We start from the raw sequence: 13,374 nt of genomic DNA, 5'->3' as shown, positions 1-13,374 counted from the left end.
TGAAAAAATAACGCGCGAGGGAGACAAAAGGCCTTCAACGTTGTCCAAACCAGGCAGTAAAGTCGTTTGCCCTGGCGAAACGCCCTGCGTAACATAATGCATTCTGTTGATATCAGGCTCGATATTTATGACTAAACCGGCGTTTCTCATCACCATTGATACCGAAGGCGATAATCTGTGGCAAAACCACGATCGCATTTCGACCGAAAACACGCGATTTTTGCCGCGCTTTCAGGCGCTGTGTGAGAAATATGGCTTTAAGCCAGTGTACCTCACTAATTATGAAATGGCGGTGGATGCAGAATATGTCGAGTTTGCTCGCGATGTCATTGCACGTGGCTGTGGGGAAGTCGGTATGCACCTGCATGCCTGGAACAGCCCGCCGTTAACGCCCTTGACCAATGACGACTGGCGCCATAAGCCTTATCTGATCGAGTATCCGGCCGATCAAATCCGTGCAAAAGTCGATCATATGACCAAGCTGTTGGAAGATAGCTTTCAGACCAAGATGCTCAGCCATCGTGCCGGCCGTTGGGCGTTTAATGAATATTATGCTGCTTTGCTGTTGGAATATGGCTATCAGGTAGATTGTTCGGTTACACCGCGTGTTAACTGGCAATACTCCCCGGGTAACCCACAAGGCAATGGCGGTACCGACTACCGCCATTTCCCATCACACGCCTATTTTATCGATCCTGACAATATCGCCAGGGCGGGTTCCTCATCACTGCTGGAAGTACCGATGAGCATCCAGTATAAACATTCGGCGCTGATGAATGCGCTGAAACAAGGTTACGATCGCTTACGTGGCAAGCAGCGATCGCCGTCGGCGAATTGGTTGCGGCCAAGCGGCGGTAATCTGGAGAAAATGAAGTCGGTGGTGGAGCGTTGTCTGGCTCAAGGCAATGACTACGTTGAATTTATGCTTCACTCTTCCGAGTTTATGCCGGGCGGCAGCCCGACATTTAAAACGCAGCAGGATATTGACGTGTTGTACCGTGATTTGGAGCAGCTGTTTGCCTGGTTGCAGCAGCGTACGGTGGGCATGACGCTGGCCGAGTATTATCAACTTAAAGTGAACTGACATGTCGAAAAAATGGAAGATTAAGCTCGCGGATTGGTTTTTGCGCCGTTATACCGCTAAGTCCGGCCGTTTCCAGGATAAGACGACTTTCGACAGTCGGCTTCAGTTTGACAACATCGTCATCTATTCCACCACGGCGCTGGGTGACTTTATGTTTAATACGCCTGCGTTACGTGCAATGCGGGAGCGCTATCCCGACGCGCACATCACGCTGGTGGTGCATAAAAAGAATCAGGAGTTGGTTGAGAACGGTCGCTACTATGATCGTGTGGTGTATTGGGACAGTAAAATAAAAACCATGCGCCCGCTGTTGAAGTCATTACGTGAGCATCAGCCGGATTTGGCGCTTATCCTGCATTCTCATCTGCCGTATGACATTATCAGCGCCGTATTATCCGGGGCCAAATACATTATCAGGGATAATTACAGTTCCGGTATTTGTGGGCTTGAACCCTGGTTGACCAATTACATCTTCCATTACTACGGCCACTTTATTCGTCGTAAGCTGGAGCTGATTTCTATCCTGGGTTGCCGCAGTGATGATCCAACAATGGAAATTCCAGCGCCTTACCAGCCGGGTGTAAAAAGCCGCGATCACTGTACGATTGGGTTTCAGCTGGGGGCTTCAACCGAGTCACGTTGCTGGCCTGTATCACATTTCGTCCAGCTTGCCGACGAACTGGTGGCTAAGCAGGCCAACGTGCGTATTGTGCTGATTGGTGGGCCTTTTGATGACGGGAAGGCACAGCAGTTCCTGAATCAGGTCAATCCTGAAACCCGACCTTGCGTGGACAATAGGATTGGGAAAACGGGGTTGCAGGCGTTGTTGACGTTGATCGACAGCTTCCACGTCCTGATCACCGGCGATACCGGGCCACTGCATCTGGCGGTCGCGCTGAAGGTAAAAACCATCAGTCTGTTTGTGACTGCCGACTCACGTTCTACCGGACCCATTCAGGATTTGGAGCTTCATCGAATTATTCAGGTATCTCGCACTGGCTATACCATGCCGCTTGAGGCGGAGAGCCCAATGGGCGTGATCCAGCCACAGCGGATTTACGATGAGATAGTGGATCACCTGTCGTTGGATAAGGCGTGAATTTAGCGCTTTTTTAATCGCCAGCGGATTTTTGACAAACAGGTATCTACCCACGCGTAATGCATTTGCCGGATTTTTTTACGTGGCACCGCGCTATTACGGCATACGTCGGCCAGGCGTTTAAAGATATGCAGCGCCTCAGCTGGGTAATAGTAGTAGCCATACAATACCTTCGACATGCTTTTCACCTCAGAGAAACAGTTGGCGAGCATTAACGCCGCCAACTGTCGCAACGGTTCATCCCCCGGATGCTGGTCAATAAAGAGCAGCATCTTGTCGATAGCAAACAGCATATCTTCAATGTCTTTGGCTTTAACATTACGGGTAATCCCGTGACTGTTGTCGCGATAAAAATAAAGCACGTGATCGAGATGAGCAATTTTCTGGGTTTTGAAATACTGGAAAGGCGTGAAGATCACGTCTTCATAACGCCGACCGTTTTCAAATGACTCACCCTCAAGCAGACTTCGTCTATAGACCCGGCTCCAGAGGTGCCACATCGAGTTGGCAAACAAAGGGGTGAGGCAGGCAAGGCCGTGATTAGCAAAATCATAAACGCTACGCTGTATGGTCGTAACGGCGGGTTGCACTGGCGGAATGTCGGTAAACTTCTGGTAATTGAAATCGATCAGATCGTCTTCATCGGCAATCAGCAGTGGACGCAGGATGCTCAGATAGTCGTCACTCAATAAATCATCGCCATCAAGGAAGGTAATATAGCGCCCTTGAGCATGATGCAGCCCGACGTTGCGGGCGTTGGCGATACCCCCATTTTTTTGCGAGATAAAGGTGACATGCGGATGCTGCCATTTGGCCAGCAGTTCGCTGACTCGCCCAGCGGATGCATCTGTTGAACCGTCATCAATGATGACCACTTCAATATCATCGCCAATCTGGTTGAACAGCGAACTCAGGCTGGCGACCACGAAGTCTTCGTTATTGTAAAATGGCACAATAACGCTGAGCAGAGGCGGCGAAGAGTGCATGGTTTTAATCCTGCGCGGGTGGCGTTTTCTTCACTGACAGTACGCTGGCAATAATCGCCAGGCAGAACATGGCAGTGCCTTCGGTGCTGAAGAAGATGACGTCGCTGAGCCCATATACAAACAGGCTGAATGTCACTCCCAGCAGTAATGCGTTGCGGTAGGGCTTAAGTGAAGAAACAAGTAGGCCAACGTAGAGCGCCAGTAAAAACAGCACGCCCCAGACCCCTTTGAGTGAATAGGTCTCTAGCAGTTCGTTGTGCAGATGCACGTTGATGTAAGGCATGACACCATACAATTCTGGCTGTTTGGCAACTATAGCTTTGATTTCCTCCCCGCGTTGTTCTGCAGATTGCCCTAACGGCGCCATAGTACCTGTGCGAACGCCAATGATTTGCATCGAAAGACGGGACATAATTGAGTTATCGATTTCGGGAGTATTCACCAGTTGCATATTAGTTTTAAAATCGGCAATACGTTGTTCTATCTGTGATTTGAAAACGAAGCCGCTAACGAGCAGTAACAGCGGCACTGAGGCGACCAACAGTATCTTATGCTTATGGGAGATCAGGTTCTTCGTCGCCAATATCGACAGGGCAACCGCAACCGGGTACACCAGCATTGCCGCCCGCGTTCCGGTGAGCACCAGCGTTGAGAAGGTGAATAAGAAGCCGATAATGTACAACGGGATGCGGTATTTTGTCCGTAGCATCAGTATTGACTGCATCATCACCAAATTGATGGCGGTAATCAAATAGGCGGCAACGGTAGCGCGATCGAAGTTAATCTCTACGCGACCAATATCCAGCCACAAGCCCTGATAGAGGGAATAACCGTTGACCGCAATGCCTGCCAGCAACGCAATTACAATGAATGCGCGTTGCATGCAAAGACGTTCATTTACCGCAATCAGCAAAATAAATGCGGTGGCAATCTGCAATTTACCGGTCGACATATAAGAGCGGTAAATATTAATGTACTCGCCCGGCTGTTTGAAATACTGCAACCAGAAAATACTGCCCATACCTACGCAGAAGAACAGAACAGGCACGATAAGGTTTCTTTTGTTTTTAACGTAATACTTTAGGTTTAAACATACGGCGATGAACGAGATATAACTGGAAATATAAAAGATATTGCGCCCGGTGTCGGAGCCGAAGGGGATAGTGCAAAACGCGATAGCACATCCCAAATAGATCAGATAACTGAAGGCAGGGTGCGGTGTGGTTTCTTTGAGTAGCATGGGGCTTGGTTTCCGGCTCACATTACGGTTGGGCAACAAATGATTTTAGCGCGTCATCAAACTCGGTTTTGAACAAAGCATAGCTGAAATGTTCGATGGGATAGCGCTGTGCGTGTCGGCTCATGTTTTGATAGTCTGCGGGATTCATCAGTTTTTCCACCGCATCTGCGCACTCAAGGTGCGACAACAACTTAGGCATTACCAACGTATCACTAACCGGGTCATAAACATCGTGAGGGAAATCCACCTTGATGCCCGTTAGCCGTTGGTGTTCTTCAATCGTTACCGAGGGGGTCAAGCCAATGCCGCAGAGCCCGTCTTTAATCACTTCAGGCTGGCCATCGACCTGCGGGAAAATTACCGGTACGCCAAAATACAGCGATTCCATACAGGATAAGCCGAAGGGCTCGGTGATTGGCGTACTCATATAGATATGCGTGCGGTTGAAGAAATCCGCTACGTTATCCTGGAAACCGCTGAAGGTGACTCGGTCGCCCAGTTTGAGTTTTTCCGCCAAGGCTTCAAATTCAGCTCTGTCTGGCCCCTTGCCTGCAATTTCCAGGGTGACATCGTGCCCGCGGCGCAGCAGCTCCTGCATCATCAATAATGATACGCTGATGCCTTTCAGGCTGACCAACCGTGACGCAGTACCTATTCTGATCGGTTTGCTGAGCGGTTTCAGGCTATCGCTGATCCCTGAGGGCGTTTTCAGTCGATTGATCACCACGTGATTCGGGCAGGGCAGATTGAACCGCAGCGCCATCACCCGTTTAGAGGCGTAGGACGCCGAGATACAACCGTCCAGCATGGCCAGAAAACGTAATGTCTTGTGGTTTTTCGGATAGCGCCATGAACAGCCATGGTCGTAATAAATCATTTTGCCGCGTTTAGGCTTAGCGGCCAGACCGGGCACCAAATCCCAAACGATGACCACGTCGGCGTTGGCCTTCTCGATTTTTCTTTTGAGCAGGTATTTGCGCAAGAATTGTGGGCAACGCAGCGGCAGTGAATTAATCAGCCGGTTGGCAAATGTGACTTTCTGGTCAGGCATTTGACGGCGGATCTCTTCGCCGATCTCACTGCTGATACAAATCACCTCGTTACTGCCGTCGGTTGTGTCGTTGATATACTGCAGGAACAGGCGTTCAACACCGCCCATTTTCCCTAAGTTGATAATGTGCAGCTTTTTCATCCAATAACCTTTTGCAGCTCGTCCCAGACGGAATCGGCGGTGATAGTCGCCATGTTTTTTTCCGGAGATATCAGGGAATGTTGATTCTGCCCGTAACCACCGATCAAGCCTGGATCTGTGGGCCCAAACAGCGTGATGTTCGGCCTGTCTAGCGCGGCGGTCAGGTGGCTGAGGCCGGTATCGACCGAAACCACGCCTTTTGCGCCGGCCAGCACTTCGGCAACCTGCTGCAGGCTAAGCTTTGGCAAAACTTCCACATGCGGGAAGCCTTCCGCCAAACGCAGTGCACGCAGGCGTTCGTGTTCCGCACCCCACGGCAATTTGATCTTCAGCCCGCTTGGCGCCATCAGTTTAATCAGATCGCGCCAATGAGATTCCGGCCAGTGTTTATCATCGCGGGTGGTGGCGTGCAGAAACACCAGATATTGCCCGGCGTCGGCCGGTAGATGATTGAGAAAGCGGGCGGCAATGGCGTAATCGCCGACGCTGTCGGGTTTTTCGTAGCCCAGACTTTTGGCGAACAACTCACGCGTACGTTCGACGGCATGTTGCCGCTTGTCGATGTCATGGCGAAAGTTGTAGAACCAACTGGCAAAGGGTTCGCGGGCGCTTTTGCTGTCCTGGCCATGCTTGCTGCCTTTGGCGATACGGGTGATCAGCGCCGCGCTTTTGATTAGCCCCTGGGCGTCTATCACCGCATCGTAGTCGCGCTCTTGCACCACACGTTTGAAGTCACAACGTTGCTGGCGGGTTTCACTGCCAAACCAATTTTTGCGCCAACGGCGGATTGCCACCGGGATCACACGGTCCACCGCCGGGTGCCAAGTGGGAATTTGGCTAAACCCCTCCTCTACCACCCAGTCAAAACGGATGCCGGGAATGGCCTGCATGGCATCCGTTAACGCCGGTAGCGTATGGAGTACATCCCCCATGGAGGACGTTTTTACAATCAACACCTGCATGCTTATTCCTCGCTGGCGGCAAGTAACGGCGTCAGCGCGTCCAACACCTGCTGTGGCTGTATATCGATCAGGCTTTGATGGTAACCCTGATCGGCATCGCCTTTGCGTATCTTATGGTAACCACTGATTAAGCGGATCACTGTGGCCTTGTCGGACAGCGGTGGGGTGAAGTCCGGGCTACTTGGGCCATACAAGGCTATCAGCGGTTTGTTCAATGCGGCTGCAACGTGCATCAGGCCGGAATCATTGCTGACCACAGCCGAACAGGAAGCGAGCAGGATCACCGCTTGTTCAAGCTGGGTTTCCCCAGCCAGGTTCATGCAAAAACCGCGTGCGTCGTCATCCAACGCCGTGCGAATTTGCTCGCCCGCCTCATTATCTTTGGCAGAGCCAAACAGGGCGATTTGATAGCCTTGGTCGATCAGCTTCTGCGACAGAGTGGCATAGTGATAATGTGGCCAGCGTTTGGCCGGGCCAAATTCGGCACCTGGGCAAAAACCGATAATCGGTCGGTGATCGGTCAGATTGAAGGCGGCGGTGGTTTCCGCAATTTCTTCGTCGCTGACCTGCAGTTGCGGCCACAATAGCGGCTGCGGCAGATCTTCTGCGCGTTGAATGCGCTGTTTGTTGTAGGCCAGCGCCACATAACGTTGCACCATCAGCGGGAAGGCGGCCTTGTCCAGCACGCGAACATCATTCAGCAGGCCATAGCGCATTTCCCCGCGCCAGCCGGTGCGCTGCGGCACGTTGGCAAAGAATGGCACGAGTGCGGATTTGAATGAGTTTGGTAACACGTAAGCGCGATCGTATCCGTTAGCGCGCAGGGCATGCCCCAAACGACGACGCTCACCGAGTGCCAATGCGCCGTGGCCTAACGGCATCGACAGCGCTTGATTGACTTCCGGCATACGCGCCAGTAATGGACGGCACCAGGCCGGTGCCATCACATCAATTTCTGCCGTCGGGTGCTCGGCCTTCAGGGTGCGGTAGAGACTTTGCGACATCATCATATCGCCAACCCATGAAGGGCCGATAACCAGTATTTTCATACCCGGGGTGATTCCCTTCAGCTTAAGCGGTGCGGTTTAACCAAGCCATGTACTCTTTCACGCCTTCGGCGACCGTTTTGAACGGTGCGTCATAGCCGGCAGCGCGCAGCTTGGTCAGATCGGCCTGGGTAAACGCCTGATAGCGGCCCTTTAGCTTTTCTGGGAACGGGATATTTTCTACCGTACCTTTCTGATGGAAGTCGACGACTGCGTCGGCCACGGCCTGGAAGGTTTCCGCCCGGCCAGTGCCGCAGTTGAAGATGCCGGAGACGCCGCTTTTCCAGAACCACAGGTTCACGGCTGCCACGTCGCCAACGTAGATAAAGTCACGCTTGAAGTCTTGGCTGCCGTCGAACAGTTTTGGATTCTCACCGCGGTTGATCTGGTTGTTCAGGTGGAATGCGACGCTGGCCATACCGCCTTTGTGGCCTTCACGTGGGCCGTAAACGTTAAAGTACCGGAAGCCGCAAATTTGTGAGTCGGCTTGCGGTAGGATTTCGCGTACATACTGGTCGAACAGGAATTTGGAATAGCCATAGACGTTCAGCGGCTCTTCGAATTGACGCTCTTCGATAAACTCTTCACGGCCGCCGTAGGTGGCTGCAGACGAGGCGTACAGGAACGGAATCTCACGATCCAGGCAGTAATGCAGCACATCTTTGGAGTACTGATAGTTGTTGTCCATCATGTACTTGCCGTCCCACTCGGTGGTGGACGAACAGGCACCTTCGTGGAAGATTGCATCGATTTCGCCCAGATCGTCACCGGCCACGATATTGGCGATGAAATCTTCTTTGTCGATATAGTCGGCGATGTCGAGATCCACCAGATTGGCGAATTTGGTGCCGTCTTTCAGGTTATCGACCACCAGGATATCGCGATACCCTGTGTCATTCAGCGCTTTAATGATGTTGCTGCCGATCATGCCGGCGCCACCAGTAACGATAATCATTGGGTTACCCCTGTTATTCTGCCCGGTGGGACACGGTGCCCCACGCTCAATGCCGCTTATAATAGCATTTCATGTCGCCGCAAACATCGGACGGGCTCCGAATATCCCGCGATGTCGAGTCCGGCAGCACTTTGCCGTGATATCTGCTGCAATTTTCATATTCTCTCCCGCAGTTTCTCGTCAGTTTGGTTACAAATCAGTAAAATATGTTGAAAACAGACCAATCCTGGAGATAACCGAATGTCCGCGTCTTTTTATCAGCAGTTGGAACAACAACTTGCAACCACCCGTAGCGAAGGGCTGTTCAAAGAAGAGCGCATTATCACCACTGCTCAGCAGGCGGATATTGCCGTTGCTGATGGCCGTCATGTGATTAACTTTTGCGCTAACAACTATCTGGGTTTGGCTAACCACCCGGCGATGATTGCCGCGGCCAAGGCCGGCATGGACAGCCACGGTTTCGGTATGGCATCGGTGCGCTTTATTTGCGGGACTCAGGACAGTCATAAACAGTTGGAGCAAAAGCTGGCTGATTTCCTCGGGATGGAAGACGCTATCTTGTACTCCTCCTGCTTCGATGCTAACGGTGGGTTGTTCGAAACCCTGCTGGGCCCGGAGGATGCCATTATCTCTGATGCGCTGAACCATGCGTCGATCATTGACGGTGTCCGGCTGTGTAAGGCAAAACGTTATCGTTACGCTAATAACGATATGACCGAATTGGCCGCACAGCTGAAGCAAGCCAAGGCTGACGGTGCACGCCACATCATGATCGCCACCGACGGTGTGTTCTCAATGGACGGCGTGATTGCCAACCTGAAAGGGGTTTGCGATCTGGCGGATCAATACCAGGCGTTGGTGATGGTTGATGATTCCCACGCGGTGGGTTTTGTTGGTGCTCATGGGCGTGGTACTCACGAATATTGCGACGTGATGGGGCGTGTTGACATCATTACGGGCACGTTGGGCAAGGCGCTGGGCGGGGCTTCTGGCGGTTATACCGCGGCGAAGAAAGAGGTGGTGGAATGGCTGCGTCAGCGTTCGCGTCCTTATCTGTTCTCCAACTCGCTGGCGCCGGCGATCGTTGCCGCTTCGATTAAAGTGCTGGAACTGCTGGAGCAGGGCGACGCATTGCGTGATCGTCTGTGGGCCAATGCGAGCCTGTTCCGTGAAAAAATGACCGCGGCAGGCTTTGAGCTGGCCGGGGCCGATCACGCCATCATCCCCGTGATGTTGGGTGAAGCAAAACTGGCGCAGGATTTCGCCAATGCGCTGCTCAAGGAAGGCATTTATGTGACGGGTTTCTTCTATCCGGTGGTGCCGAAAGGCCAGGCGCGCATCCGTACCCAGATGTCCGCCGATCACACCCCGGAGCAAATTGAACGTGCGATTGCGGCGTTCATTCGTATCGGTAAAGATCTTGGCGTTATTGCATAAGGTAAAACCATGAAAGCATTGTCAAAATTGAAAGCGGAAGAAGGGATTTGGATGACCGATGTGCCTCAGCCGGAGCTGGGCCATAACGACATCATGATTAAAATCCGTAAAACTGCGATCTGCGGTACCGATGTTCATATTTATAACTGGGATGAATGGTCGCAGAAAACCATCCCGGTACCTATGGTGGTCGGCCACGAATACGTGGGTGAGGTGGTTGCCATCGGTCAGGAAGTCAAAGGGTTCAACGTCGGTGACCGTGTTTCCGGTGAAGGCCATATCACCTGCGGCCATTGCCGTAACTGCCGTGGCGGCCGTACGCATCTGTGCCGCAACACGACGGGTGTCGGTGTGAACCGCCCTGGTTCGTTTGCTGAATATCTGGTGATCCCGGCGTTTAACGCGTTCAAGATCCCAGACAATATCTCCGATGAGCTGGCGTCTATTTTTGACCCCTTCGGCAATGCGGTGCACACCGCACTGTCATTTGATCTGGTTGGCGAAGATGTGCTGGTTTCCGGTGCTGGGCCGATCGGCATCATGGCCGCAGCCGTGTGTAAACACGTTGGTGCTCGCCATGTGGTGATCACCGATGTTAACGAATACCGTCTGGATTTGGCGCGCAAAATGGGTGTGACCCGTGCGGTAAACGTCAGCAAAGAAAATCTGAACGACGTGATGGCTGAATTGGGCATGACTGAAGGGTTCGACGTGGGGTTGGAAATGTCCGGCGCACCACCGGCATTCCGTTCACTGCTCAACGCGATGAACCACGGTGGCCGCATTGCCATGCTGGGGATTCCGCCGTCTGACATGTCGATCGACTGGAATCAGGTGATCTTCAAAGGGCTGTTTATCAAAGGGATTTACGGCCGTGAGATGTTTGAAACCTGGTACAAGATGGCTGCGCTGATCCAGTCTGGTTTGGATCTGACGCCGATTATTACCCATCGTTTCTCTATCGACCAGTTCCAAGAGGGCTTTGACGCCATGCGTTCCGGTCAATCCGGGAAAGTGGTGTTGAGCTGGGATTGATTGTAAAAAAGGCCGGAATCCCGGCCTTTTTTTATGCTTTTGGTTTCGCTGGTGCAGTGTCCGTCCAGCGTTGCCACTGGCGTTTGATGAATGTCCCCGCTGGCGATTGCGCCACGCTTTCACCGATCACGTTAATCACCGTGCTCGCGTTGACTTTTTCTTTCGGCAACTTGACCTTACACTGCTTGATGCCACCGGTGAACGGGTTCTTCGGCTGTGGTTTCGGCTGTTTGACCGGCGGTGGAACATAATTATTGCCGCCGCTACTGTTGCCCTGTGGTTCGTTGAGCAATGCGCTGGGTTTTACCAGCACGATATCCGCTGGTAGCGTTGGTAGCATTTGCTGCAGCACCTTCACGGTGGCTGGGCGCGGGTGACCAATCGCGATAGCCGATCCCGTACGGCGTGCCAAGTCTACCGCACGGTTGAATTGACGTCGGATATCGGCTTCGTTGGCAGTATCGTCCAGGAACACCTTACGCTTGATGACCTTCACGTGCGTTCCGGCCGCCGCTCGGGTAGCTTGGCTGTTACCGATGGTCATGCTGTCGAGGAAATAAAGCTGATAACTGTCGAGTGCCTGCATGACTTTTTGCATGCCTGGCAGGCTAGACGTCATGGCGCTGCCCATATGGTTATTCATACCCACCGCATAGGGCACATTATTAACCGCATTGCGGATAATGCGCTGGATCTCTTCGCTACTCATGGAAGGCTGCAATGTATCACGTTCCAACGGTTGCTTGCTGAGCGGTGCCATTGGCATATGAATCAGCACTTCGCGGCCCTGACTGTGGGCGCGGGTGGCCATCAAACGGGCATGGGGGGCATTAGGCAATACGGCGACTGATATCGCCGTTGGCATTTGCAGTACAGCGCCTTCTTCATGCGGACGATAACCCACGTCATCGATGACGATGGACAGTTTCCCTGCCTGTGCAGTGCAGACTTGCAACAGACAGCCAATCAGTACGACAGTACGGGTTTTGATATAGCGCAAATCTATCTTCCCAACCACGGTAGTGGGTTAACGGCCTGACCTTGGCGACGAATTTCGAAATAAAGCGATGGTGTGCCCTGACCCCCGCTGGTGCCGACTAAGGCTATCGGTTGACCTGCTCGCACCTGCGCACCGACGTTGACCAGTGCACTTTGGTTATAGCCATACAGGCTCATGTCACCCTTACCGTGTTCGATGACGACAACCAGCCCATAACCTTGCAGCCAGTCGGCCAGCAATACGCGGCCATCGGCGATCGCTTTTACTTCGCTGCCTTCTCTGGCCTCAATGACCATACCTTTCCAGCGTAACTCACCTTGCAGTTGTTCGCCAAAACCGTGCAGAGTGCGGCCGCGTACTGGCCATATTGCTTGCCCGTTTGGTCGGCCCAGGCCGCCGGTCCGGGCCATCAGCGAGCGGTCGGCTTCGCTTGGTTTATAGCTGGTGCCGGTTTTTTTCGCTTGCTGCTCTTTAACACGAACCTGTTCACGTACCTTTGCCGCTTCACGTGCTTCGCGTTCAGCACGAGCACGGGCTTCACGTTCGGCACGTGCAATCTGGTCTCGCATGCGGGTTTCGTTCTGGCGTAGTTCCACCAGACGTTGCTGATCTTTTTCCAGCGAGGCTTCGAGTGCGGTTAGCGTTTTCTTACGTGCGCCGCGTGCCTGCTCCAGCTTTTGCTGCTGTGTTTGTTGCTCGCCTAACAGCGATTTTTGCTGGCCTTGCTTGGCCACTAGCGTTGTTTTCTGCTTCGCCAGTTCGGCACGGGTTTGCTTGAGTTCTTCAATCGTTTTTTGCCGTGCTTCGTTCAGGTAGCCGAAGTAGGCCAAAATACGCTCGCTGCGCTGGCTCTCTTCACCACTAAGAACCAATTGCACTGCGCTGTGCTGGCCTTGTCGGAAGGCAGCATCAAGCTGTTTTGCGAGGATATTCTGCTGGGTGGATTGCTGTTTTTGCAGCTTGGCAATTGAAGCGTTCAAACCGGAGATGTCTTTCCCCAACTGGTTCAATGTGCCTTGCGTGTCGCGTAACAGGCGGCTTGCCTGTGCGATAGTTTTTTCTTGCTGCTTCAGTTGATCCTGCAAAGAGCTGCGCTGTTGTTGCTGCTGCTTAACCGCCTTTTCTTTCTCGGCGATACTTTGCTGGATGTCTTTGAGTTGGGATTTGTTGTCTTCCGCAGCCTGGCTGGCGAGCGGCAACAACAAGACGCCAGCGTAAAATACGCTGGCGCACATGGTGGTTAACTTCCTTGGCGCAGTGCGTTCAGGCAGCGATTGGCTGCCTGTGTTTGCGCTTCGGGTTACCCTTGATAGTGCAAAAAACGCCTTTTCCCTCATA

At 52.8% G+C, this 13,374-nt stretch carries 12 protein-coding genes; 4 read left to right on the top strand and 8 right to left on the bottom strand.

Going from position 1 to position 13,374, the window contains the following annotated elements; all coding sequences use genetic code 11:
* Positions 1-127: 127 nt before the first annotated feature.
* Both JOE25_RS24695 and JOE25_RS24690 read left to right on the top strand, forming a co-directional pair.
* A complete protein-coding gene (locus JOE25_RS24695; RefSeq protein ID WP_209640105.1) occupies positions 128-1,084 on the top strand; it encodes a polysaccharide deacetylase family protein in 957 nt (318 codons plus the stop codon).
* Between the two features lies 1 nt (position 1,085).
* A complete protein-coding gene (locus tag JOE25_RS24690) occupies positions 1,086-2,183 on the top strand; it encodes a glycosyltransferase family 9 protein (RefSeq protein WP_209640102.1) in 1,098 nt (365 codons plus the stop codon).
* Positions 2,184-2,185: 2 nt separating this feature from the next.
* Here the strand turns inward: JOE25_RS24690 and JOE25_RS24685 are convergent, their stop codons facing one another.
* Genes JOE25_RS24685 through rfaD form a run of 6 tightly spaced genes read right to left on the bottom strand, consistent with a single transcriptional unit; the run spans position 2,186 to position 8,564 of the window.
* The gene (locus JOE25_RS24685; RefSeq protein ID WP_209640099.1) at positions 2,186-3,169 is read right to left on the bottom strand and encodes a glycosyltransferase; all 984 of its coding nucleotides are present in this window, start codon (positions 3,167-3,169) and stop codon (positions 2,186-2,188) included.
* Positions 3,170-3,173: 4 nt separating this feature from the next.
* Positions 3,174-4,409 carry an O-antigen ligase family protein gene (locus tag JOE25_RS24680; RefSeq protein ID WP_209640096.1) on the bottom strand — a complete coding sequence of 412 codons (1,236 nt, stop codon included), beginning with the start codon at positions 4,407-4,409 and terminating at the stop codon, positions 3,174-3,176.
* 22 nt (positions 4,410-4,431) lie between these two features.
* Positions 4,432-5,601 (bottom strand): glycosyltransferase, encoded by a 1,170-nt coding sequence (locus JOE25_RS24675; RefSeq protein ID WP_209640093.1) that lies wholly within the window; start codon positions 5,599-5,601, stop codon positions 4,432-4,434.
* On the bottom strand, positions 5,598-6,563 hold the full coding sequence (gene rfaC, locus JOE25_RS24670; RefSeq protein ID WP_209640090.1) for a lipopolysaccharide heptosyltransferase RfaC: 966 nt from the start codon (positions 6,561-6,563) through the stop codon (positions 5,598-5,600). Before rfaC ends, JOE25_RS24675 begins: the two co-directional genes overlap by 4 nt.
* 2 nt (positions 6,564-6,565) lie before the next feature.
* A complete protein-coding gene (gene rfaF / locus JOE25_RS24665) occupies positions 6,566-7,612 on the bottom strand; it encodes an ADP-heptose--LPS heptosyltransferase RfaF (protein ID WP_209640088.1) in 1,047 nt (348 codons plus the stop codon).
* Between the two features lie 22 nt (positions 7,613-7,634).
* On the bottom strand, positions 7,635-8,564 hold the full coding sequence (rfaD, locus tag JOE25_RS24660; RefSeq protein ID WP_209640085.1) for an ADP-glyceromanno-heptose 6-epimerase: 930 nt from the start codon (positions 8,562-8,564) through the stop codon (positions 7,635-7,637).
* Between the two features lie 240 nt (positions 8,565-8,804).
* Here rfaD and kbl point away from each other — a divergent pair, with 240 nt between their 5' ends.
* Entirely contained in the window at positions 8,805-10,001 is a 1,197-nt protein-coding gene (kbl, locus tag JOE25_RS24655; RefSeq protein ID WP_209640082.1) for a glycine C-acetyltransferase, read from the top strand.
* A 9-nt stretch (positions 10,002-10,010) separates the two neighbouring features.
* A complete protein-coding gene (tdh, locus tag JOE25_RS24650) occupies positions 10,011-11,036 on the top strand; it encodes an L-threonine 3-dehydrogenase (RefSeq protein WP_037421692.1) in 1,026 nt (341 codons plus the stop codon).
* 31 nt (positions 11,037-11,067) lie between these two features.
* On the opposite strand, the gene JOE25_RS24645 is transcribed toward tdh, so the two are convergent.
* Together JOE25_RS24645 and envC are read right to left on the bottom strand one after the other, a co-directional pair.
* Complete coding sequence (locus JOE25_RS24645; protein WP_209640080.1) at positions 11,068-12,036, bottom strand: divergent polysaccharide deacetylase family protein; 969 nt, start codon at positions 12,034-12,036, stop codon at positions 11,068-11,070.
* Between the two features lie 2 nt (positions 12,037-12,038).
* Positions 12,039-13,373, bottom strand: a complete 1,335-nt coding sequence (gene envC / locus JOE25_RS24640) for a murein hydrolase activator EnvC (protein WP_209640077.1) — start codon at positions 13,371-13,373, stop codon at positions 12,039-12,041.
* Position 13,374 lies beyond the last annotated feature (1 nt).

Origin of the sequence: Serratia sp. PL17 (genome assembly GCF_017832355.1) — a bacterium.
GTDB lineage: Bacteria > Pseudomonadota > Gammaproteobacteria > Enterobacterales > Enterobacteriaceae > Serratia.
The sequence above is the reverse complement of the archived record's forward strand: the minus strand, read 5'-3'. Positions and strand labels throughout refer to the sequence as shown.

Excerpts from the sequence above, each read along its gene's own strand:
- JOE25_RS24680 (WP_209640096.1), bottom strand. The coding sequence starts at position 4,409 with ATGCTACTCAAAGAAACCACACCGCACCCTGCCTTCAGTTATCTGATC.
- rfaC (WP_209640090.1), bottom strand. The coding sequence starts at position 6,563 with ATGCAGGTGTTGATTGTAAAAACGTCCTCCATGGGGGATGTACTCCAT.
- kbl (WP_209640082.1), top strand. The coding sequence starts at position 8,805 with ATGTCCGCGTCTTTTTATCAGCAGTTGGAACAACAACTTGCAACCACC.
- rfaD (WP_209640085.1), bottom strand. The coding sequence starts at position 8,564 with ATGATTATCGTTACTGGTGGCGCCGGCATGATCGGCAGCAACATCATT.
- JOE25_RS24690 (WP_209640102.1), top strand. The coding sequence starts at position 1,086 with ATGTCGAAAAAATGGAAGATTAAGCTCGCGGATTGGTTTTTGCGCCGT.
- envC (WP_209640077.1), bottom strand. The coding sequence starts at position 13,373 with ATGAGGGAAAAGGCGTTTTTTGCACTATCAAGGGTAACCCGAAGCGCA.
- tdh (WP_037421692.1), top strand. The coding sequence starts at position 10,011 with ATGAAAGCATTGTCAAAATTGAAAGCGGAAGAAGGGATTTGGATGACC.
- JOE25_RS24695 (WP_209640105.1), top strand. The coding sequence starts at position 128 with ATGACTAAACCGGCGTTTCTCATCACCATTGATACCGAAGGCGATAAT.
- JOE25_RS24685 (WP_209640099.1), bottom strand. The coding sequence starts at position 3,169 with ATGCACTCTTCGCCGCCTCTGCTCAGCGTTATTGTGCCATTTTACAAT.
- JOE25_RS24675 (WP_209640093.1), bottom strand. The coding sequence starts at position 5,601 with ATGAAAAAGCTGCACATTATCAACTTAGGGAAAATGGGCGGTGTTGAA.
- rfaF (WP_209640088.1), bottom strand. The coding sequence starts at position 7,612 with ATGAAAATACTGGTTATCGGCCCTTCATGGGTTGGCGATATGATGATG.